Genomic DNA, 22,820 nt, shown 5'->3' with positions numbered 1-22,820 from the left:
AATGGGTGACGGAGAACGAATCGTGTTAGAGATCAAAAGCATACCCGCATTTAATGATAATTACATCTGGCTGATACAAAATAGCGATAAGCGCTGCGCAGTCGTTGATCCGGGCGATGCGAAGCCAGTATTAGAATTTCTGCAGGCTAACGAATTAACTTTAGAAGCGATTTTAATTACGCACCACCACAACGATCACATTGGTGGCGTTCCAGACTTAGTGCGTGCATTTCCTGACGTCGCCGTTGTGGGCCCAAAATCAGAGCCAATTCCAACCCTAACGACACCAATGGAAGAAGGCGACAAGCTGGAGTTGTTTGGTGAGATTTTCTTAGTACTTGGGTTACCCGGCCATACTTTGGGCCATATCGGTTACGTTGGGGACGGAAAACTGTTTTGCGGTGATGTGCTCTTTTCTGCTGGCTGCGGTCGTATTTTTGAAGGTACGCCTGAGCAAATGTTTGAATCACTGAGCAAACTAACGTCTCTACCAGAAGAAACTCAAGTCTTCTGCGCGCATGAATACACCGCGAGTAACGTGGCGTTTGCTCTAGCGGTTGAACCTGACAATGAGCAACTTCGCCAATATCGCGACGATGTAAACCGACTGCGAGCACTCAACATTCCGACACTTCCAACAACAATACGCAAAGAAAAGTGGATTAATCCGTTCTTGCGAACCTCTAACCCTGACGTGGTTCAATCTGTTGCTAGTCGCATTAAAAATAGCGATCCATGCTCGGTTTTTACTGCTTTACGCGAGTGGAAGAACGAATTTTAACCATTTTCTGCTTGTAAGTTTGCAAGACCCCAGTATTATCAGGGACTGATTTTTCGAGAAGCGCCACTGGCGCTTCTCTTACGTTTGGGGTTGATATAAATCTATTTGAATTTCTCCCCATTGCATAATTAGAAGCTCTTTGCCTCTATAAATTAGTTAGTGTTTAAAAGATGTCTATTATCTTGCGACTGCCACGCACATTACGTTGCGCGACAGGCAGGTGAAGATAAACAGGCCCTAAATAGGCTGAATCCATGCGTTTGAAGTATACTTGGGCGTTGGCGTTGTTATTATCTGGCTGTCAATTGACTCAGTCAGATTCAACGTCTTCTACACCAGAAACCAATAAATCTGAGCAGACTGCAAAGCAAAATGCAGTAAAAGCTCAACCGGGCAATAAATCGTCACTAGCAAAAAAATCCGCTAACGACGCGCCTAAAGTTCTCTCCCCCCAAGAACAAGAAGATGTGTGGCAACGTATCGCCATGCAGCTGGACATGGATATCCCAAACCACAAGAAAGTGGACTACTACCGTACGTGGTATTTAAAGCACCCAAATCACCTTTACACGGTATCTAAGCGTGCGACTCCTTTTCTATACATGATCACAAAACGTATCGAAGAGCGCGGACTCCCAATGGAGCTTGCATTACTTCCTGTAGTGGAAAGTTCATTCGATGCCTTTGCCTACTCACATGGTAGCGCGGCTGGGTTGTGGCAATTTGTCCCAGGCACCGGAAAAATGATGGGATTAGAGCAAAACTACTGGTATGACGGTCGCAGAGATGTGGCAGCAGCAACGGATGCAGCGCTGGACTACCTAGTACAACTAAACGAGCGTTTTGATGGTAACTGGGAACATGCAATCGCCGCTTATAACAGCGGTGGAGGCCGAGTTTCTAGCGCAATTCGTAAGAATAAAAAGCTCGGTAAACCTATCGATTTCTTCTCATTAGACTTACCAAAAGAGACCAGCAGTTACGTTCCTAAGCTATTGGCCTTGGCTGACGTTATCGCAAACCAAGACAAGTACGGACTTAATATTCCTGCAATTCCAAACAAGCCTGTTCTAACGCTTGTTGATCCAGAAGAGCAGTTAGATCTGGCTATTGCCGCAGATTATGCCGGCATTAGCGTAAAAGAGTTGCAGAGTTACAACCCAGCATACAACCAGTGGTCGACAGCGCCTGAGGGGCCGCACCAACTTTTGATTCCCGTAGAGAAAAAAGAGACTTTTCTCACCAAGGTGGAGAAAAATCGCGGTAAAGGGATGAAGGTCGCTCGCTACAAGGTGAAATCTGGTGACTCTTTAAGCGTGCTAGCTAATAAATACGGCACAACCACGAAAGTCATTCGACGTGCCAACGGCCTATCGAATAACAACATTCGTATTGGTCAATACCTATTGATTCCGACATCAACAAAAGACGATGCAAAATATGCATTAACGGCACAAAACCGATTAAACAAGACTCAATCTCGTGCTCGTGGTCAACTCAAGCTCACCCATGTCGTTCAGTCTGGAGAAAGTTTGTGGTCAATCGCACGTAACAATAAAGTGTCGTATAAATCGTTAGCTAAATGGAATGGTATGGGCCCTAAAGATCCATTGCGTGTGGGTCAAAAGCTAGTGATTTGGAAAGACTCAGACAAAGGTTCTGTGATCCGTACCGTTTTCTACAACGTTCGCTCTGGCGACACCATTAGCGGCATTGCAAGCAAGTTCAAAGTAAAAACGAACGACATCGTGAAATGGAACTCGCTACACAAGAAAAAATACTTACAACCAGGTCAAAAGCTTAAGTTGTACGTTGACGTAACGAAGGTAAGTGTATGAACCCATCAAGCAATCCACTTGTGATGCTGTTGGACATTTTTCGTTCTCCAACATCTTGTTTTCTTGCGCTTTATCAACGCGGTGGATGGGGATGGCAACCGTTCATCTTCCTGATGCTTAGTCCGTTTTTATTCTGGGGTGCTTACTTTTCGAATGTCGATTTCACGTGGCTCAGTGACCAACTTGCTGCGCAATTTCAGCAAATCGACCCGAAGCAGATTGAGCTATTAGAACCAAACACGCTAATGGCAAGCGCGATCATCAATGATGTATTCAACCGCTTTGCCACCTTACTATTGCTCGCGCTTTGGTTCTTTCTTGCAACAAAGGCAAGCAAACAACAATACGGTTACTGGAAATGGTTTGCCGCATCGTGTGCTATCTTATTCCCAGCAGTATTGGGCGATGTAGCAAGCTACGCGAGCTTGCTACTCAAGCATGGTCAGGTAATGACTTACGCTGCCGATTTAAATAGCCTCAATGGTCTATTAAAGCTGCCTCTTACTAACGAATGGTCTCATTTCGCTAGCTCGTTACCTTTGCTTCTGCCTTGGTACATTGTGCTCGGCTACGGCGTTGTACTGACGTGGACGGAGTTTGAACGTGGCCAAGCTTTGGTGATAGCAAGCCTGCCATGGGTATTCTTCTACGTTATTTGGGCACTTTATATTGTGGTAACCTAAGCTAGTTATTTAACGTAAATGACAATAACAATGGGTTATGATCGGAAGCGTCGCTCTGCGGCGCTTTTGCGTACTTAAGCGTCAGACCTCGGTAAAACACATGGTCCAGTGGTAACCCTGTTATAAATTGGACTCGATGATCCGGCAAGAACGTCACCTCTTGTAAGTCCGCAGCCTTTAAGGCCTGCCTCATCGCATTAACGCGAGATTCACTCCAGCTATTGAAGTCTCCAGCAAATAGAATTGGCCCCACATGATGCTTTAAAAGCATTTCAACCGCCGTTAACTGAGATACATACTCTTTTGTACCCACGGTGAAGTTAATTGCATGTACATTCACCACTGCGAGTTTCTCGCCATTACTCAAGTGATACTGGCTATATAATGCAGACTTAGGTAAGCGAAGCCACGGCTCTTTAGAGGTGTAAGCGCAGGCTTTTTCTGGTTGCCCTTGAGCAATACTAATTACACCGGCACCGCTACCCAGCGCCTTAAAAGCACTCACTTGATTACTAACCCAGCGACCATCCACCAACCACTGTTTAAATGATGGTGTCATGCTGGCTTCTTGCAATAACAGTAACTGCTTATCAGCAGAAAACTCATCGAGTGCTCGTTGCCAATTAGCCCGGTTCTGTTTGTAGATATTCCAGACAAGCACATTGATTTTGCCGTCATGATCGAGAGCTTTTGAATCGCTAAATTCGATGCACCTGATATCTTGTGTCAGCTCGGTACCTGTTTGAGTAATAATTTGCGGCTGATCTGGTACGGTGAAAATAACCTGGAAGCCAACCAATACCGCCATTACGAGAAAAGCTAACGCCAGAAAAAAACGCTTAAACATACGACAAACCTGAATGTAGGCACCCGAAATCTAGAACAACAAATCTCGGGTTAAATGATTTCACTAATAAGCAAACAACAAAAAAGGAGCCACTTGGCTCCCTTTTAGCATAATAAATACGAAACAGGTGACAAGAAACCTTAGATCGCGTCTTCGTCTTCTTCACCAGTACGAATACGAACCACACGCTCAATATCAGTGACGAATATTTTACCATCACCAATCTTACCAGTTTGCGCGGTTTCAATGATTGTCTCTACGCATTTATCAGCCACATCTTCCGTTACAACGATTTCGAGCTTCACTTTAGGTAGAAAGTCCACCATGTACTCTGCACCACGGTAAAGCTCTGTGTGACCTTTTTGGCGACCAAAACCTTTCACTTCAGAGACGGTCATCCCTGTAATGCCAACTTCAGCTAGCGCTTCTCGAACATCATCCAGTTTAAATGGCTTGATAATCGCTTCAATTTTTTTCATGTTCATCCCTTAAGCTTCAATCGATTGCGCTTATTATCGTTTAGCGTTTCGCAACATTCAATGTTTGTCTCTGATCCACCAGCGAAAATCCAGATTGAGCAAATTAACATAGCGAATATCGTGAGTTGATAAAACCCCAGTGAGGACTGCTCAATGCCCAATCGTCCAAGCTTTACTTCAGACTCGCGTTTACTTCAAACTTGCGTAGTAAGCCGCTAGGTTAGCGATGTCTTCATCAGACAACAATGAAGCTTGAGCTTGCATCACAGCAGCAAGCCCACCTGTTCGCTCTTTATTTTTATAAGCTTTAATTGAACTGATAATATATTGCTCATTTTGCCCTTTCAGATTTGGGTAACCCGGAATGACAGCAATACCATCAGCGCCATGACACGCCGCGCATACTCCCGACTTTGCTTGACCTGCTGCGACATCTCCCGCAGCTAGAGCTTGCCCACTGAACATGGTTAACGCCACCATTGCACCCATGATTGTTTTCTTCATTGCTTCACCTAATCAATTATTATTTAAGGATTTTTATATTTTATAATCGACATTGTGGCATGAATATTCATTACCTGCGCCAAATAAGTTCACAATCTTGACCATTAAATGCCTGATCAACGAACAGATCTGCCACAGCAACGACTCGGTCTTGATACATCAAAATCGGAATTTGACGACGCAGCCAGCTTGGCACATTGTATTCTTGGAACAACTTCTTCAGTTTTCGACTGTGATTACGCGTGGTTGGATGCGCTGATAAGCCTTCCGGATTAAAGGTCACGCGAAGCAATTCTGGCTGACTCGGAAGCGCAATCGTTGCGTTGCTAGAACTCGTCGTTAAGGTCAGCTCCCCTAGCCGCTCTGGCAGCGACAAAGTCGCATCAACTTGAATCGTACTTTGCCACTCAGTGACGTCAGCCGTTTCCGTTACCCAATAGAGACAATTTCGAAAACGGCGCACTTCACCTTGTTTAAGTTGTAGTTTGGGGTTGGCATCTTGCTGAGCTAATGCGACTTCATTCCAGATGAGATTGAGTTGTACCTGAGTCGGCATACTAGTATTAAGCTTAGACAGCCACATACGAATCAAGCGCGCACGCGCTAATCCACTGTGCTTAGCCAGTTCTTCAATACTCAAACTTAGATCCGTTTGTAAAGCGCGTTCAAACACCGCGCTCAATAGTTCATCCAATAGCGCTTCTTGTTGAGCACATAAACTTGCACTGCGCTGAACCGCTTGATGGATACTCGGCCAGCGACCAGACAATTCAGGAATAACACAATGACGAAGAAAGTTACGATCATAACGGGTATCTTGATTGCTTTCGTCTTCCACCCACTCCAAGCCTAATTTAGTAGCGGCTTCTTCGATGGTCTTCCGCTTGATAGTAAGCAATGGTCGAACTAGAGATCCGCAAGAAAACGGCATACTCTCCGCCATCGAAGATAACCCTTTAGGCCCGCTGCCGCGCTTAAGCGCAAGGAGAAAAGTCTCTATTTGATCGTCGGCATGTTGACCAGTCAACAGTATATCACCTTCTTGAATGTACTTAGTTAAGGCTTGGTAGCGAGCTTCACGAGCAAGAAGTTCAATACTTTCACCATTGCTGATGTCTAAGCTCACTCGCTCGATCGAGCACGATATCCCCACTTGTTGTGCCCAAAGTAAGCATTTATCGGCCCAATTATCGGCATTCGAGCTTAAACCATGGTGCACATACACAGCGTGACACTCTACAGAGTGCGCTTGTTGGTAGCGACTGAGTAATTCGAGTAAAAGACGTGAATCCACTCCTCCGCTAAACGCCAAGACAACCTTAGTGCCTAATTGATAGTAGCGGCCGAGAACTTGAGCAAAATGCGGGTAAAGCGATTCCATAAGCGATCCGATAGGTACAAAAAAAGGGCTGGACTCTCATCCAACCCTTTCTATTTTAACTGTTATCACTTGAGATATCAGCTAACGCTTAATAGCAATCACCGAAATTAACAGTAACCGTAGCTCATTAGACGCTGGTAACGACGCTCACGTAGCGTCTCTTCATCCAATTGTTCTAGATCTTCTAGCTGACGAAGTAGTGTCGCTTTCATATTCGCTGCCATTTGAACATGATCGCGATGAGCGCCGCCTAGTGGCTCTTCAATGATTTCGTCGATCAGTTCAAGCTCTTTAAGACGCGGAGCAGTTAGACCCATTGCCTCTGCCGCTTGTGGCGCTTTGTCTGAATCACGCCATAAGATTGAAGCACAACCCTCAGGAGAAATTACTGAGTACGTAGAGTACTGAAGCATGTTCACGTAGTCGCCTACACCGATTGCTAGTGCACCACCAGAACCGCCTTCACCAACAACGTTACAGATTACTGGCACTTTAAGACCAGACATCACTTTTAGGTTTTTCGCGATAGCTTCAGATTGACCACGCTCTTCTGCGCCCACACCTGGATACGCGCCAGCCGTGTCGATAAATGTGATAATCGGCATGTTGAAACGCTCTGCCATTTCCATCAAACGTAGCGCTTTACGGTAACCTTCTGGTTTCGGCATACCAAAGTTACGTTTCACCTTTTCTTTGGTCTCACGACCTTTTTGGTGACCAATGATCATCACAGGGCGGCCTTCAAGGCGAGCCATGCCACCCACAATCGCTTTGTCGTCTGCAAACGCGCGGTCACCCGCTAATTCATCAAACTCCTCAAAAGCGTGTTGGATGTAATCCAGCGTGTAAGGACGTAGTGGGTGACGAGCCAGTTGAGCTGTTTCCCATGCACCTAGGTCACTGAAGGTTTTTTTCTTCAGCTCTAAGCTTTTCTTCTCAAGCTGTTCGATTTCTTTATCCAGGTCAATCGCAGAATCACCACCGTGACGAGAGACATCACGTAATGCTTCAATTTTCGCTTCTAGTTCTGCAATTGGCTTTTCAAATTCAAGAAAGTTTAGGCTCATCTATGAATCCTTGTTTACTCAGCGTCTAACATATTGCGCTGAATTTTTAGTTAAATTCGAGTTCTACCTGGCTTTTGCCAAGCAACTGTTTTAAATCGTCGAGTAATGTATCACTTGGCGTAACTCGCCACTCGGTGCCCAATGTTAACCGCGCTCTGGCGTCGGCACGCTGGTAGTATACATTGACGGGTACGGTTCCGGCTTTGTGCGGTTCTAAAATACGGCTGAACTGCTCAAAAAACTGATCGTTGATCTGATTTGCATCTATCGATACCGACAAACCACGAGCGTATTTCTCGCGCGCACTGCCGAGATCCATAACTTCACGCGCCGACATTTTAAGGCCACCGTTGAAGTCATCAAAGCTGACCTGTCCAGAAACGACCAAAATTCTGTCTTTTTCGAGAAGTTCAGCGTATCGATCCAGCGCATCTGAGAACAACATCACTTCCATGCGACCACTTCGGTCATCCAGTGTCATAATACCAATTCGTGTACCACGTTTGGTCGTCATTACACGAGCGGCAATAACCAGGCCGGCTACCGTGACAGATTGATCGCGGCGAGTGGGCGTTGCGTCTTTTAGTCGACAACTGGTGTATTTGTTTAGTTCCTTTACGTAGGCGTTAATTGGGTGCCCTGTCAAATATAGACCTAGGGTATCACGCTCGCCCTCTAACCACACTTTTTCTGGCCAAGGCGGAACCTGCGTATACTTATGCTCTACTTCTTCAGGTGCATCCGTTAGCACACCAAACATATCCGTTTGACCAAACGCCTCAGCTTGGTGATGTTGACTTGCTGCTTTTACCGCATCATTGAGTGACGCCATCATCGCCGCGCGGTGTGGGCCTAGTCGATCCAACGCACCCGCGTAAATCAGCTTCTCTATCACTCGTTTATTGACGCGTTTTAGATCAACTCGAGCACAGAAATCAAATAGGTCTTTAAAGTGACCACCTTTATTTCTCGCCTCAAGAATCGCATCGATAGGGCCCTCACCAACCCCTTTTATCGCACCAATACCGTAAACAATTGCGCCATTTTCATCAACATTAAAGCGATATAGGCCAGAGTTGATGTCTGGTGGCAGCACGGTAAGCTTCATACGGAAACACTCATCGACCAAGCCAACGACTTTTTCCGTGTTATCCATATCGGCTGTCATTACCGCAGCCATAAATTCGGCAGGATAATGTGTTTTCAGCCAAAGAGTTTGATAAGAAACCAATGCATAAGCAGCAGAGTGCGATTTGTTAAAACCATAACCGGCGAACTTCTCTACCAAGTCGAAGATTTTCATCGCCAACTCGCCATCGATACCGTTCTTTATCGCACCTTCTTCAAAGATAGCACGTTGTTTTGCCATCTCTTCTGGCTTTTTCTTACCCATTGCACGACGGAGCATGTCCGCACCACCTAGCGTATAACCCGCTAAGATCTGCGCAATCTGCATTACCTGCTCTTGGTACAGGATGATGCCGTAGGTTGGATCAAGCGTCTCTTTTAGCGACTCGTGTTGCCACTTTTCATCTGGATAAGAGATCGCTTCTCGACCATGTTTACGGTCGATAAAGTTATCTACCATGCCCGATTGCAAAGGACCCGGACGGAAGAGTGCTACCAATGCGATAATGTCTTCGAAACAGTCTGGCTGAAGTCGTTTGATCAGCTCTTTCATGCCTCGAGATTCAAGCTGGAATACTGCTGTCGTTTCAGAGTTTTGCAACAAACGGAAAGAGGCAGGGTCTTCTAACGGTATGGATTCAATTTGAACCGGTTCTTTCCCTTCTCGCTCTAGGCGTGGGTTAATCAGTCCTAACGCCCAGTCAATAATGGTTAAGGTACGTAAACCCAAGAAGTCAAACTTAACTAGGCCAGCGGTCTCAACATCGTTTTTATCAAATTGAGTAACCGGAAAGTGACCTTCAGCGTCTGCATAAATTGGCGCAAAATCGGTAATTGTTGTAGGTGAAATTACAACACCACCAGCGTGTTTACCGGCGTTTCGCGTACAGCCTTCCAAAATATGACACATGTCGATGAGTTCTTTAACTTCCTCATCGGCCTCATACAATTCAGGTAGTGCAGGTTCAGCTTTAAACGCTTTATCTAGCGTCATGCCTGGATCGGGCGGGATCAGCTTTGAAATACGATCAACAAAACCAAATGGGTGGCCCAATACGCGGCCAACGTCACGGATTACCGCTTTTGCCGCCATGGTACCAAACGTGATGATCTGAGATACCGCGTCGCGACCGTACATTTCCGCAACGTGGTCAATAACCTGGTCACGTTTATCCATACAGAAATCGACGTCGAAATCGGGCATCGAAACACGTTCTGGGTTCAAGAAACGTTCGAACAGCAAGTCGTATTCTAGTGGATCCAGATCGGTGATTTTTAGTGCGTAAGCCACCAAAGAACCAGCACCGGAACCACGTCCAGGACCGACAGGAATTCCATTATCTTTTGACCACTGGATGAACTCCATTACGATCAAGAAGTAACCAGGAAATCCCATTTGGTTGATAACATCTAGCTCTATCTGAAGACGTTCATCATATTCAGGGCGGCGACGTTTTCTCTCTTCCTCATCTGGAAATAGAAACTCTAAACGCTCTTCCAACCCCTCTCGGGATTTCATGACTAGGAACTCAGTCTCTTTCATCCCTTCGGTTGGGAAGGCTGGTAGGAAGTACTCCCCTAAGCGCACAGTCACGTTACAACGCTTCGCTATCTCGACACTGTTTTCTAACGCTTCAGGAATATCAGCAAACAGCTCGCACATTTCTTCTTCTGTACGAAGATATTGCTGCGGACTGTAGTTTTTTGGCCTGCGCGGATCTTCTAATGTGTAACCATCGTGAATCGCTACGCGTATTTCATGAGCATCAAATAGGTCTGGACTCAGGAATACAACTTCATTGGTCGCCACTACTGGCAAGTCTTGCTGCTCTGCCAATTCAACCGCAAAGTGAAGATAAGTTTCTTCATCTGGACGACCGGTACGAAGTAGCTCAAGATAAAAGCGATCTGGAAAATGCTGTTTATAGAAATCAACACACCCTTGCACCATTTGACGGTTGCCTTTCAAAAGGCCGCGACCAATTTCTCCGCTTTTACCGCCGGATAATACAATCAAGCCTTCAGACATTTCAGCCAACCAGGCTTTATCAATCACTGGGTGGTGTTGAACATGTCCACGTAAGTACGCTTTTGATATCAATAACGTCAGGTTCTTATAACCTACATTATCCGCCGCAAGCAAAGTCACTTGTGTCAGCTCTTCACCAAACTCGTCCGACTGCATTTTAAAGTCAGCACCAATGATCGGTTTAACACCACTGCCATGCGCCGTACCGTAAAACTTCACCAAACCACATAGGTTGGTAAAGTCGGTCAACGCCATTGCGGGCATACCGAGCTCAGCAACTTTCTTTACAATTGGCGGAACTTTGTTGAGGCCATCCACCATCGAGAAGTCACTATGAACACGCAGGTGGATGAATTTGGGATCTGACATTAACAGGTACCGTGTAACTCTATTTTGTTGGGGATTCTAACCTAAAGAGGTTGGGTTTATAACACCAATTAGATCGTTTGATTATTCTATGCCTAACGCTTTTTTTACTGGCTTGAAACTCTTGCGGTGTTCACTGATCACTCCGTGTTGCTCAATCGCTTCAAAGTGCACTTTAGTTGGGTAACCTTTGTGCTTCGCGAAGCCAAATTGTGGATGAAGTTTATCCAACTCTTCCATCTCTTGGTCACGCACGACTTTGGCAATAATTGAAGCCGCACTGATTTCGGCAACACGTAGATCGCCTTTTACTACAGCTTGAGCATCCATTGGCAGCTCCGGACAACGGTTACCATCAATCAACACCAAATCAGGTTGAACCTGTAACCCCGCCACTGCACGCTGCATCGCAACCATAGTCGCCTGCAAAATATTCAGTTGATCGATTTCTTCAGGAGAACAACGCCCGACCGCCCACGCCAATGCTTTTTCTTTGATCTCAGGAAGCAACGCCATGCGTTTCTTTTCGGTCAATTTTTTCGAATCGTTCAACCCTTCAATAGGATTGTTAGGATCAAGGATAACCGCAGCGGTGACGACGTCTCCCACCAAAGGGCCACGTCCTACCTCGTCGACTCCGGCCACAAGCTGGTAACCTTGCGGATATTCAAACGGAGGGAGTTCAACTTTGGTTTTGGTCGCTTTTGGTTTAACAGCCATGATAAATCTCTATTTTTCAATCAGTTTTAGAACCGCGTTTGCGGCTTGTTGATCCGCATCTTTACGGATCCAATGATGCATTTCCGTAAACTTATCTAACATCGGTTTATTGTCGCTTTCCAATAAGCGAGAAACCTCAGTAAACAAATTGTCTGGTGTGCACTCATCTTGTAGATATTCTTTGACGAGCTCATCATCCGCCAAGATATTCGGCAATGACACATACTTCGTTTTCAATAGACGTTTAGCTAAAAAAGCAGTAAATGCATTCACACGATAACCCACCACCATTGGACGCTTGAGAAGCATACACTCCAACGCTACGGTACCGGAGGCCAACATCACGGCATCGGATGCGGTGATGACGTTGCGTGCGGTGTCATCAACTAACTTGAAGTCCAACTCTGGCGCTAGCTCTTTCCATGCTTGTTCAAACTGCTCACGGCGTTTTTGATTAACAAGCGCGACAACAAACCCCAGTTCTGGAAATTTTTTATGGAGTAACTTGCAGGTTTCAATAAATGGCTCTGAGAGCATTTTTAACTCGCTACCACGACTGCCTGGCAGGACAGCAAGCCACTTTTTATCTTGTTCTAAACAAAGCAACTCACGTGCAGGCGCTTGTTCTGATTCTAGTGGGATGGCATCAGCCAAGGTATGACCAATGAACTCGCAAGGTACATTAAATTTGTCGTAGAACGCTTTCTCAAACGGAAGAAATGCTAGCACCAAGTTCGTTGCCGCTTCTATTTTAAAGATGCGCTTCTGACGCCAAGCCCAAACAGACGGACTCACGTAATGAACGGTTTTAATGCCCGCTTGCTTGAGGTCAAGCTCCAAGCGTAAGTTGAAGTCAGGAGCATCGATCCCTATGAAAACATCAGGCGGATTCTGAGTAAAATACTGAACGAGCTCAGCTTTCACTTTAAGAAGTCTCGGTAAGCGGCCTAAAACCTCGACTAATCCCATCACCGCAAGCTCTTCCATATCAAACAGAGACTCGCAACCTTGGGCTATCATTTTCGGACCGCCAATGCCTACGAACTCTGCGTCCGGATATTGCTGCTTTACTGCTTTGATAAAGCCTTCACCTAGCGTATCGCCAGACAATTCTCCGGCAATGATGCCAATACGTAATGGTCTTTCCATATCTACTTCGCTATTTTTCCTGTGCGCTATGGATAACGGTTTGCCTTATCCATAAAACACAAAAAGATCGTAACCTCAAATTCGGTCACGATCTTTTTATTTATTGGTTCATTCGCCAATTAACGAATAATGCCACGTTCCGTCGTTTCCAGAATATCTGAGAAACGCTTCACTGCTGGCCACTCTTGAGCCATTTCAGCTAGAATAGGCTTCACTTCTTCTAGCGTCTTACCTGAACGGTAGATTTCTTTATACGCTTTTTGTAGCGCACGAATCTCTGGTTTCTCAAAGCCATTACGCTTCAAGCCAACAAGGTTCAAGCCGAAAGGTGTGGCGTGGTTACCTTGCGCGAGTACGTAAGCTGGGACATCTTGCACCACTGCTGAACAGCCGCCAATGTACGCGTAAGCGCCCACTGTACAAAACGGATGAATCGCAGACAGTGCCATCACACCGGCATAATCATCAACAGTAACGTGACCACCAAGAATCGAGTTATTACCGATATGAGTGTGGTTACCAATAACAACATCATGCGCAACGTGTGCATTTACACACAATAAGTTGTCATCACCAATGATCGTGGTTGCTTTGTCTTGCACTGTGCCGCGGTGAACTTGGACCGCTTCACGAATGACGTTACGGTCACCGATAACCACAGTTGTGTCTTCACCACCGTATTTTTTGTCTTGGTTTTCTTCACCAATGACAGCATGTGGGAAAATACGGTTATCTTTGCCAATAGTTGTGTGACCTTTGATCACAACGTGAGACATCACTTCTGTGCCTTCACCAATTTCAACCGTAGAGGTGATGTACGTAAAAGGACCTACTGTTACGTTAGCACCAATTTTGGCGCCCTCTTCTACCACCGCTGCCGGGTGGATTTTAGCGGTTTCATGAATCATATTAAAACTCTCGACGAGCACACTTCAGTTCTGCAGAACATACCACTTCGCCGTCAACTTTTGCTACACCGCTAAATGCAGCAATGCCGCGACGTTCTTTCAGAAATTCTACCTCAATAACCAATTGGTCGCCCGGAACCACTGGTTTACGGAATTTCGCGCCGTCTACGCTTGCAAAGTAGTACAGTTCATTTTCTGTTGGTGCACCAAATGATTTAAATGCAAGTAAGCCTGTTGCCTGAGCCATTGCTTCTAAAATCAAAACACCTGGGAATACTGGTAGTTGAGGAAAGTGACCTGTGAACTGAGGTTCGTTAACCGACACGTTTTTAATCGCGTGAAGGTACTTCTCTTCTTGGAAGTCTATCACTCGGTCGATCAATAAGAATGGGTAGCGATGAGGTAGTAGCTCTTGAATTTCAGAGATGTTCATCGTTTTCTTTTCAGTAGTCAAAGTCGTCTTCCTATATCAATTTTTTGCCGCCAAGATGGCAAACGTGGCAACAGGTCGTAAAGCCGAATCGCTTTGCAATATACTAGCAAAATACGCACCATCTTGGAGTTAAATCTACTTAGAGCGCGTCATTATAGAAGAAAAAGACCCGCATTTCGCGAGTCTTCGTACAGAATATGGAACTAGAGCTTGTTAGCCTTCGTGTTAAATACAGAGCGAAAGATAACTTGTTCTAAATTTCTTCTTTCTGTTCCAGCTGTTTTTCAACCGCTTTTAGGCGCTTATTCATCTCATCAATACGGTGAACTCGAGTTGCGGTCTTACGCCACTCTCTGTTCGTTTGTAGTGGAATACCTGATGAGTAAAGGCCTTTTTCTTCGATACTGCGCATTACCATGCCCATACCTGTAATCGCCACACCATCTGCGATAGTGATATGGCCATTCAGAACAGACGCGCCGCCAATCTGGCAGTACTTACCAATTTTTGTACTGCCTGCGACAATAGTACCACCAGGCATCACGGTACCATATCCGATCTGCACGTTGTGCGCGATTTGAAGTTGGTTATCCAGAATGACATTGTCTTCAATGATAGTATCTTCGAGTGCACCGCGGTCAATCGTAGTACAAGCACCAATCTCAACGCGGTTACCGATACGCACTGAACCAAGCTGAGGAATTTTAATCCACTCGCCTTTGTCATTAGCGTAACCAAAGCCATCAGAGCCAATGACGGTACCCGATTGAACGAGACAGTCATCACCCAATGACACTTCATGGTAGATAGTGACATTAGCCCAAAGCTTGGTGTTATTCCCTAGCTTGGCGTTCTTACCGATAAAACAACCAGCGCCAACGCTTACGTTATCGCCGAGTTCTACGCCCGTTTCAATCACAGCATTAGCGCCGATTGTAACGTTCTCACCCATCTTAACGTCAGCGGCAATCACAGCACTTGGTGCAATATCGTCTGCCGGTGTTGGTGTGGTATCCATCGCTTGGACCACACGAGCAAATGCGACATAAGGGTCTGAAACCACTAGCGCACTTCCAACGCATTGATCTTTATGCTCAGCCTTTACCATAACAACGGTAGCTTGGCACTCAGAAAGGTGTTTTGCGTATTTTGGGTTAGACAAGAAGGTTACGTCACCTTCTTGTGCTTTATCCATTGGAGCAACACGGCTTACAACGAGAGACTCGTCACCAAACAGCTCACCCCCGGTAATTGTCGCCAATTCGGCTAATGTTAATGTCTTCATAACTTCTTATTTTAGAGCTTTAATTACGTCTTCAGAAATATTGTATTCTGGCTTGCCGTACTGCAAAGCAGAGATATCAATCACAAGATCGTAACCATTTTTGTCTGCGACTTTCTTAACTGCATCTTGAATCGTTTTGAAAAGCTTCGCTTTTTCTTCAGCTTCACGACGCGCACTTGCTTTTTCAAGTGCTTGTGCTTTCACTTTGTACTCGCTGTCTAGCTTCGCGATATCGATACGTAGCTTTTCAACTTCGTCTTGACCCAAAAGCTCGCCGTCACGTTGTAGCTTCTCAATCTTTGTTTTAGCTTGTGCTTGGATTGACTTCAGTTCATCAGCTTTGCTTTTGAAGTCTTTCTGCATTTTTTGTAGTACAACTTCACGTTGAGGAAGAGCTTGAAAAACTTGAGCTGTATTTACGTAAGCAATTTTCTGTGCAGCTTCTGCCGCATTTGCAAACATTGAAGAGCTCAGTACAAGAAGGCCAATCCCAGCCGCTTTGATCATTTTATTCAAAATATTTTCCTCTTTAGAAAGTTCTACCGATAGTGAATGTGAAGAACTCTTCATCATCGCCATCAAATTTCTTAATTGGTTTCGCTAGTGAGAAGACTAGTGGCCCCATTGGAGACATCCACTGCAACGCCGCACCGTAAGAAGAGCGGTAGTTGGTTGGATCTGAGTAATCGTAGTAGTAACGGTCACCATATTCCGCACCTGAATCGCGGTAGTCAAACTCCGTATCCCAAACACTTGCCATATCAAAGAAGATACTGGTACGAATTTGGTTTTGCACTTCTTCTGATGCAAATGGTGTTGGGACAATCAACTCAACACTTGCTAGCGCTACGGCGTTACCACCAACAGAGTCATCTGTTGCTGTATCTGCGCCATTGTTTGAACCAGATGTATCACGGTAAACCGCTTTAGGACCAACAGAGTTTGAGCCAAAGCCACGAAGCGATGTAAAGCCACCTGCGTAGTAGTTTTCGTAGAATGGGAACAAGTTATCGTTACCATCCGTTTGACCGTAACCATTACCGTAACCTAAGCGGCCACGGAACAAGAGGGTAAACTCGTGCTTTTTAGTCAATGGCACATACTGGCGAACATCGTACTGCATTTTGAAGTATTGAACGTCAGAGCCAGGTACGGTCATTTTATAGAATGCACGCTGATGGTTACCTGCCGTTGGGAAGTAACCACGGTTTAAGTTATTACGTGTCCAAGAGATATTGAAGTCGAAGTCGTTTGTGTTCAACGCCCCACTAGAATCAATGTTGTCTGCTTGTGCTCGTAAGAACTGCTCTACCTGCAAGTAAGGCGATAAGTTACCGATCTTGTTGTGCGTATAACCGACACCGAATTCAAAACGGTTCAACTCATCGAATGGGAAGCCCCACGTTAAGCTCGCGCCATAGCTTTCGTTGGTATAGTCAACGATATTGGCTTCTTTCGCTTCAAATTCGTTATAGAAAACCTTACCACCTAAGCTTACACCGTCTAAGTTCCAGTACGGATCACGGTAATCTAGACTGATGTTTTTCTGGTAGTCATTCATCATCGCATTGATACCAACACGGTTACCGCTACCAATAAAGTTATCTTGTTGCAGGCCAACCTGGAAGCTCACACCCGATTCTGTACCGTAGCCAACACCGAAGTTAACGCTACCAGAGTTCGCTTCTTTGACAGAGTAAACTAGGTCAACTTGATCATCACTACCAGGAACTCGAACCGTCTGTACTTCAACATTTTCAAAGTAGCCCAAACGATTTAGACGAGTTTTACCCGTTTCAATCGATTTCGAGTTCAACCAACTGCCTTCCATCTGACGCATTTCACGACGAAGGACTTCATCTTTGGTTGAGTTATTACCCGTGAAGCGAATATCACGAACATAAATTCGGTTACCCGGGTCTACGTTAACGACCAAAGAAACTTCTTGATTCTCGTCGTCAAACTCTGGAATGGTATTCACTTGAGGATAAGCATAACCAGACTCACCAAGCACACGCTTAATCCCTTCTTCCATTGAAGTAACCAACGAGCCGTTGTATGTCTCATTGTCTTCAAATGGCACAAGTCTTTCGAACGTCGCTTCCTCGCCAATCAAATCACCACGGAACTTCACGTTCTTAACGGTGTAAACCTCGCCCTCTTCTAGACCAAGAGTAATGTATACCCCTTTCTTGTCAGGAGAGATTGCAACTTGTGTCGAATCAACGTTAAATTTTAAGTAACCACGATCCAGGTAGAATGATTTGAGTGCTTCAATATCACCTGCAAGGACTTGCTTTTGATACTTTTCATCAGAAAGGAAATTCCACCACGGCACATCAACATTTAAGTTAAAGCGCGAAAGCAGTTCTTCATCACTGAACACTTCATTACCGATAAAGTTTATTTGCTGAATTTTTGCCGACACACCTTCAGTAAAGACAAACTTAAGGTCAGAACGATTACGTGGTAGTGGAGTAACCACCGCTTTTACTGTTGCGTTGTATTTACCTACGCTGTAGTAAAAGTCTTCTAAGCCTTTTTCAATGTTGCTTAGCGTGGTGCGGTCAAGCGCTTCACCTTCACGAACGCCAGACGCGTTCAGGTTTTCTTGTAGCTGCTCGTCCTTGATTGCTTTGTTACCTGAAAAAGAGATGCTTGCAATGGTAGGACGTTCTTTGACTTGAACCATCAGAACACCACCGTCACGCAACACTTTCACATCTTCAAAGTTACCAGATGCATACAGGGCGCGGATAATTTCTGCAACATCGCCTTGGCCAATGGTATCACCGACACGTACAGGCATTTTCAACAATGCAGCACCCAGTGCTACACGCTGCAATCCATCGATTTCAATATCTTGAACTACGAAGTTCTCTGCTCCATTTGCAGATACACTGGTCGCCAGTAAACTTGCAAATAGAATTCGCTTAATCGCCATACTTGTTCTAATTATTCCTTGCTACTGCTTTTGTCTCTGAACTATCACAGACGAGTAAAATCATTAAATAGCGCTAACGCCATGAGCGAGAAGATGATCGCACCACCAATTCTAAAGCCCATTTCCTGCACTTTCTCAGGAACAGGACGTCGAATGACTGCTTCAATTGCAAAAAACAACAAATGACCGCCATCCAACATTGGTAAAGGAACGAGATTAATAATACCTAGGTTAACACTAATTAGAGCGAGAAAACCTAAAAAGTAGACCAAACCATAATCTGCTGTCGCGCCTGCGCCTTTGGCTATTGATATTGGTCCACTCAGATTATTCAGACCAACGTCTCCAACAATCAGCTTCTTAAGCATGCTGATTGTCAAACCAATGACTTGGCCAGTTTTGTCTACTGCTTTACCTATTGACTCGAATACACCAAACTGAAGATCGAAGCGATAACTTTCTGGCCATTCTGCGACTTTAGGTGCAATACCTGCAAAACCAACGACTTCTTTGTTAGCTAGCTCACGGCTACCGGGCGTCAGCGTCAATGTTTGCTCATAACCCTGACGTAACACCGTCAATTCAAGCGGTGTATCAGGATTAGAACGAACCGCTTCAACCACTTGCTTCCATTCGGTTACGCGTTGTTGACCAATTGCGACAACCTCATCACCTGGAAGCACACCGGCTTTTTCCGCCGCTCCACCTTGCGAGACCTGCTCGATAACTCGATACACCTCCGGTGTATACGGAGCAAAACCTAACGACTGCATCGCTGACTGAGTTTCTGGGTCGAACTTCCACTCACGTAAATCGAGCGTTTTCGTTACTTCTGAACCAACTTCATTCGCTGACGTTAGTGTTACCGTCATCAAATCATCGCCAATATGAGAAATCAATCCCATATTTACTGATTCCCAATCCGGAGTTTTGATACCAGATATCGATTTAAGTTCCATTCCAGATTCAATTCCAGCTTCCGCAACAATCGAATTGGGCGTAACTTCACCAATTACAGGCTTAACAGCCGGGATACCAATTAGAAATACCAGCCAATAGGCAAAAATTGCGAAAAGAAAATTAAAGATGGGGCCAGCCGCAACAATAGAGGTTCGCTTCCATAACGGCTTCTTATCAAACGCTAGGTGCTTCTCATGTTCTGGCACCTCATCGACACGGCTATCAACCATTTTCACATAGCCGCCGAGAGGGATCATTGAGATGCTGTACTCCGTTCCGTCTTTGCCTACCTTACTCCAAATAGACTTGCCGAAACCGATTGAAAACTTTTCAACTTTAACGCCGCAACGGCGAGCAACCCAAAAATGCCCAAATTCGTGCACGGCAACAAGAATGCCCAGTGCGACGATAAAAGAAATGAGATTCCACAATATACCAGTCATCAGCTACGCTCGCGTATGGTTTCTAGGGCAATAGTTCGTGCCATTCTATCTAGCTCGAGCAAGCTTTCCAAGCTATTCGCATTCTCAGCCTTGCAGCTTGCGTTGATTTTATTCAACACAGACTCATTGATGCGAGCAATATCGGTAAAACCTAGTCTGTTGTTTAAAAATGCATCAACAGCGACTTCATTAGCTGCATTCAATGCCGTTGTTGCGTGTTGACCTTCATAACAAGCATCAATTGCGAGTTTTAAACATGGGTAACGAGCAAAGTCAGGCTGCAAAAACGTCAGCTCACCAACTTTCGTGAAGTCTAGCGGCTTAACCCCAGCTTCTACTCTTGACGGGTATGACATGGTGAGCGCAATTGGCGTCGCCATATCCGCTTCTCCCATTTGTGCCAAGACCGAACCATCACGATACTGAACCATAGAATGAATCACAGATTGAGGATGAATAACCACCTTCAGTTGTTCGCGAGCAGCATTAAATAGCCACTTAGCTTCGATATACTCAAGGCCTTTATTCATCATCGTGGCAGAATCAACAGAAATTTTTGGCCCCATCGACCAGTTTGGATGAGCGATCGCCTGAGCGGGTGTCACCTGCTCCAGTTCTGCGATGTCAGTGTAACGGAAAGGACCACCAGATCCAGTCAACAAAATATGAGAAATGCCATGTTCTTGTAAATTGCAACGACCTAGATTGGTTTGTACTTGCTGTGGTAAACATTGGAAAATGGCGTTGTGTTCACTGTCGACGGGAAGTAGCTCTGCGCCAAATTCTTCTACAGCATCAATAAATAGCTGGCCTGACATTACAAGTGCTTCTTTATTTGCCAACAAGACTCGCTTACCTGCTTTCACGGCAGCCATGGTAGGCAATAAGCCAGCGGCTCCTACAATAGCAGCCATTACACTGTCGACCTCGTCCAGCGAAGCAATATGGCATAGCGCATCAACACCACCTAGCACTTCGGTACCTGGCGAAACCGAGTGTAGCTCAGCTTGAAGTTGAGACGCCGCAGCTTTATCTGCCATGACCGCATACTTAGGTTGCCACTGACGACATAGACCGATCATCTTTTCAACGTTAGTGCTTGCCGCTAAGGCAACGACAGAAAACAGATCTGGGTTTTGTTCGACCACTTTAAGCGTGCTTGCACCAATTGATCCAGTAGCACCAAGAATCGTTAACTTTTGCATGTTGTAAGACCGTTAGAAAGCTCAGGAGCGACGACGCCGCTCCTGATAAATTAGAATACGTAGTAAAGAAGAGCAAAAACTGGGAATGCTGCGGTTAGGCTGTCGATACGATCTAGCACACCACCGTGCCCTGGGATAATGTTACTGCTGTCTTTAATGCCTGAGACACGTTTGAACATACTTTCAACCAGATCACCAAGCACTGAAATAACGACAGTAACCAGCGTAATCAGCACCATATGGACAGGGCTAGTGAACTGGATGTCGAACCAATCAGCAAATGCCCACGCTACGATTAATGCCGTGATAATGCCACCAATTAGCCCTTCAATGGTTTTATTGGGGCTTACATGAGGAGCCATCTTACGTTTGCCTAAGCTTTTGCCTGCAAAGTAGGCGCCGCTATCTGCAGCCCATACCAAGAAACAAACGTACAACACAAGCTTTGCGCCGTGGTATGGATCTACAGTGATGTCATACGCTCTGAGAATAATCACACTCCAAAGGAATGGGATTAATGTCAGAAAACCAAATACATGACGTAAAACAAAATTACTTTGCCAAGATTTCGTCGTTTTGGGGTAAGTAATCGCCATTAAGCTAGCAATAATCCACCAAACAAAACCAATACCCAAGACGACATAATGAGGTGTCGTTAAGTGATTGAGGCTATATGCATCAGGCGAGATGTATAGAAAACTAAGTCCGGTAATAATGATTGCCGGCACAAGGGCAGCAATGCGAGAGTTGCTTCCTGTAAACTGAGTCCACTCCCAAAAACCTAATAGCGTTATTGCAGTTAAAGCGGCAATAAAGCCCATTAGCGGTAATTTAAAAATGCCTAAAATAACCAGGGGAGCTAAAATTAGTGCTGTTATTATTCTCTGTTTCAAACTAACTAGTCCTTATTGAGCTGCCATCAATGCCTTTATTTGTTCACCTGTACAGCCAAAACGACGTTCTCGGTTGATAAACCAAGTTACAGCTTCTACCAAACTGTCTTCATCGAATTCTGGCCAGTACTCTGGTGTAAAGTACATTTCTGCATAAGCCATTTGCCACAACATAAAGTTGCTGATTCGGCACTCTCCACTGGTGCGAATTAAAAGATCCACTTCCGGTAGGTCTGCCATGGTCAAATGTTCAGTGATTAGCTGCTCATTGATATCCTCTACACGAATTTCACCGTTACGTGCTTTTAGCGCTAACGTTTTAGCAGCTTCTGTGATGTCCCATTTACCGCCATAGTTGGCTGCAATGTTGATCACCATACCCGTGTTATCTGCCGTTAGGTTTTCTGCTTCTACAATTTTCTTTTGTAGACGCTCACTAAATCGACTGGTATCACCGATCACGCGCAACCGTAAGTTATTTTTGTGTAGTTTTTTTACTTCACTAGACAGGACCGTGATAAACAGTTCCATCAAAAGACCCACTTCTTCCTCCGGACGACGCCAGTTTTCACTACTAAAAGCAAACAGCGTCATGGCTCTAATGCCTAGTTTTGAAGCAGCAGCCACGGTCTTACGAACGGCACTAACGCCTTTTTTATGACCAAATACGCGAGGTTTTCCTTTGGACTTAGCCCAACGGCCATTACCGTCCATAATGATGGCAATATGCTTAGGAAGGGAATCAGAGAAGGCTTGAGAATTTTGCATAGGGAGTTA

Annotated in this window: 20 protein-coding genes; 3 read left to right on the top strand and 17 right to left on the bottom strand. The window is 45.2% G+C overall.

The window, feature by feature from the left end:
• Positions 1–22: 22 nt before the first annotated feature.
• The 3 genes from gloB (at position 23) to J4N40_RS04240 (ending at position 3,302) form a co-directional block, all read left to right on the top strand.
• Positions 23–781 carry a hydroxyacylglutathione hydrolase gene (gene gloB / locus J4N40_RS04250; RefSeq protein ID WP_017636045.1) on the top strand — a complete coding sequence of 253 codons (759 nt, stop codon included), beginning with the start codon at positions 23–25 and terminating at the stop codon, positions 779–781.
• A 254-nt stretch (positions 782–1,035) separates the two neighbouring features.
• Complete coding sequence (locus J4N40_RS04245) at positions 1,036–2,619, top strand: lytic transglycosylase (RefSeq protein WP_017820746.1); 1,584 nt, start codon at positions 1,036–1,038, stop codon at positions 2,617–2,619.
• Positions 2,616–3,302 (top strand): YIP1 family protein, encoded by a 687-nt coding sequence (locus J4N40_RS04240; RefSeq protein ID WP_005380375.1) that lies wholly within the window; start codon positions 2,616–2,618, stop codon positions 3,300–3,302. The genes J4N40_RS04245 and J4N40_RS04240 overlap by 4 nt, the downstream gene beginning before the upstream one ends.
• Before the next feature lies 1 nt (position 3,303).
• Here the strand turns inward: J4N40_RS04240 and J4N40_RS04235 are convergent, their stop codons facing one another.
• The 17 genes from J4N40_RS04235 to uppS all read right to left on the bottom strand — a co-directional run bounded on the left by J4N40_RS04235 (position 3,304) and on the right by uppS (position 22,811).
• Positions 3,304–4,149 carry an endonuclease/exonuclease/phosphatase family protein gene (locus J4N40_RS04235; protein ID WP_017636044.1) on the bottom strand — a complete coding sequence of 282 codons (846 nt, stop codon included), beginning with the start codon at positions 4,147–4,149 and terminating at the stop codon, positions 3,304–3,306.
• A 140-nt stretch (positions 4,150–4,289) separates the two neighbouring features.
• Positions 4,290–4,628 carry a nitrogen regulatory protein P-II gene (gene glnB, locus J4N40_RS04230; RefSeq protein ID WP_005380372.1) on the bottom strand — a complete coding sequence of 113 codons (339 nt, stop codon included), beginning with the start codon at positions 4,626–4,628 and terminating at the stop codon, positions 4,290–4,292.
• A gap of 189 nt (positions 4,629–4,817) precedes the next feature.
• Positions 4,818–5,132 carry a c-type cytochrome gene (locus J4N40_RS04225; protein WP_033905507.1) on the bottom strand — a complete coding sequence of 105 codons (315 nt, stop codon included), beginning with the start codon at positions 5,130–5,132 and terminating at the stop codon, positions 4,818–4,820.
• Between the two features lie 70 nt (positions 5,133–5,202).
• Positions 5,203–6,513: a tRNA lysidine(34) synthetase TilS gene (gene tilS, locus J4N40_RS04220; RefSeq protein ID WP_053349817.1), complete on the bottom strand. Its 1,311-nt coding sequence runs from the start codon at positions 6,511–6,513 to the stop codon at positions 5,203–5,205.
• A gap of 107 nt (positions 6,514–6,620) precedes the next feature.
• A complete protein-coding gene (accA, locus tag J4N40_RS04215; RefSeq protein WP_005380365.1) occupies positions 6,621–7,580 on the bottom strand; it encodes an acetyl-CoA carboxylase carboxyl transferase subunit alpha in 960 nt (319 codons plus the stop codon).
• Between the two features lie 46 nt (positions 7,581–7,626).
• Positions 7,627–11,106: a DNA polymerase III subunit alpha gene (gene dnaE / locus J4N40_RS04210; RefSeq protein ID WP_005391811.1), complete on the bottom strand. Its 3,480-nt coding sequence runs from the start codon at positions 11,104–11,106 to the stop codon at positions 7,627–7,629.
• Between the two features lie 81 nt (positions 11,107–11,187).
• Complete coding sequence (gene rnhB / locus J4N40_RS04205; RefSeq protein ID WP_033905509.1) at positions 11,188–11,823, bottom strand: ribonuclease HII; 636 nt, start codon at positions 11,821–11,823, stop codon at positions 11,188–11,190.
• 9 nt (positions 11,824–11,832) lie between these two features.
• Positions 11,833–12,972 (bottom strand): lipid-A-disaccharide synthase, encoded by a 1,140-nt coding sequence (lpxB, locus tag J4N40_RS04200; protein WP_033905511.1) that lies wholly within the window; start codon positions 12,970–12,972, stop codon positions 11,833–11,835.
• A 119-nt stretch (positions 12,973–13,091) separates the two neighbouring features.
• Entirely contained in the window at positions 13,092–13,880 is a 789-nt protein-coding gene (lpxA, locus tag J4N40_RS04195) for an acyl-ACP--UDP-N-acetylglucosamine O-acyltransferase (protein ID WP_005380357.1), read from the bottom strand.
• 1 nt (position 13,881) lies between these two features.
• Positions 13,882–14,334 carry a 3-hydroxyacyl-ACP dehydratase FabZ gene (gene fabZ, locus J4N40_RS04190; RefSeq protein ID WP_005380349.1) on the bottom strand — a complete coding sequence of 151 codons (453 nt, stop codon included), beginning with the start codon at positions 14,332–14,334 and terminating at the stop codon, positions 13,882–13,884.
• Positions 14,335–14,566: 232 nt separating this feature from the next.
• The gene (gene lpxD, locus J4N40_RS04185) at positions 14,567–15,598 is read right to left on the bottom strand and encodes a UDP-3-O-(3-hydroxymyristoyl)glucosamine N-acyltransferase (RefSeq protein ID WP_171343218.1); all 1,032 of its coding nucleotides are present in this window, start codon (positions 15,596–15,598) and stop codon (positions 14,567–14,569) included.
• A 6-nt stretch (positions 15,599–15,604) separates the two neighbouring features.
• A complete protein-coding gene (locus J4N40_RS04180) occupies positions 15,605–16,114 on the bottom strand; it encodes an OmpH family outer membrane protein (protein ID WP_005391804.1) in 510 nt (169 codons plus the stop codon).
• A 13-nt stretch (positions 16,115–16,127) separates the two neighbouring features.
• Positions 16,128–18,542, bottom strand: a complete 2,415-nt coding sequence (gene bamA / locus J4N40_RS04175; protein ID WP_042521413.1) for an outer membrane protein assembly factor BamA — start codon at positions 18,540–18,542, stop codon at positions 16,128–16,130.
• A 44-nt stretch (positions 18,543–18,586) separates the two neighbouring features.
• Positions 18,587–19,945 (bottom strand): sigma E protease regulator RseP, encoded by a 1,359-nt coding sequence (gene rseP, locus J4N40_RS04170; RefSeq protein ID WP_005380334.1) that lies wholly within the window; start codon positions 19,943–19,945, stop codon positions 18,587–18,589.
• Positions 19,945–21,150, bottom strand: a complete 1,206-nt coding sequence (gene ispC, locus J4N40_RS04165) for a 1-deoxy-D-xylulose-5-phosphate reductoisomerase (RefSeq protein WP_005385353.1) — start codon at positions 21,148–21,150, stop codon at positions 19,945–19,947. The genes rseP and ispC overlap by 1 nt, the downstream gene beginning before the upstream one ends.
• Before the next feature lie 50 nt (positions 21,151–21,200).
• Entirely contained in the window at positions 21,201–22,043 is an 843-nt protein-coding gene (locus J4N40_RS04160; protein WP_005385351.1) for a phosphatidate cytidylyltransferase, read from the bottom strand.
• 12 nt (positions 22,044–22,055) lie between these two features.
• A complete protein-coding gene (gene uppS, locus J4N40_RS04155) occupies positions 22,056–22,811 on the bottom strand; it encodes an undecaprenyl pyrophosphate synthase (RefSeq protein ID WP_005380331.1) in 756 nt (251 codons plus the stop codon).
• Positions 22,812–22,820: the final 9 nt, after the last annotated feature.

Origin of the sequence: Vibrio sp. SCSIO 43097 (assembly GCF_023650755.1) — a bacterium.
Taxonomy (GTDB): domain Bacteria; phylum Pseudomonadota; class Gammaproteobacteria; order Enterobacterales; family Vibrionaceae; genus Vibrio; species Vibrio alginolyticus.
This window is presented reverse-complemented; position numbering and strand designations above follow the sequence as displayed.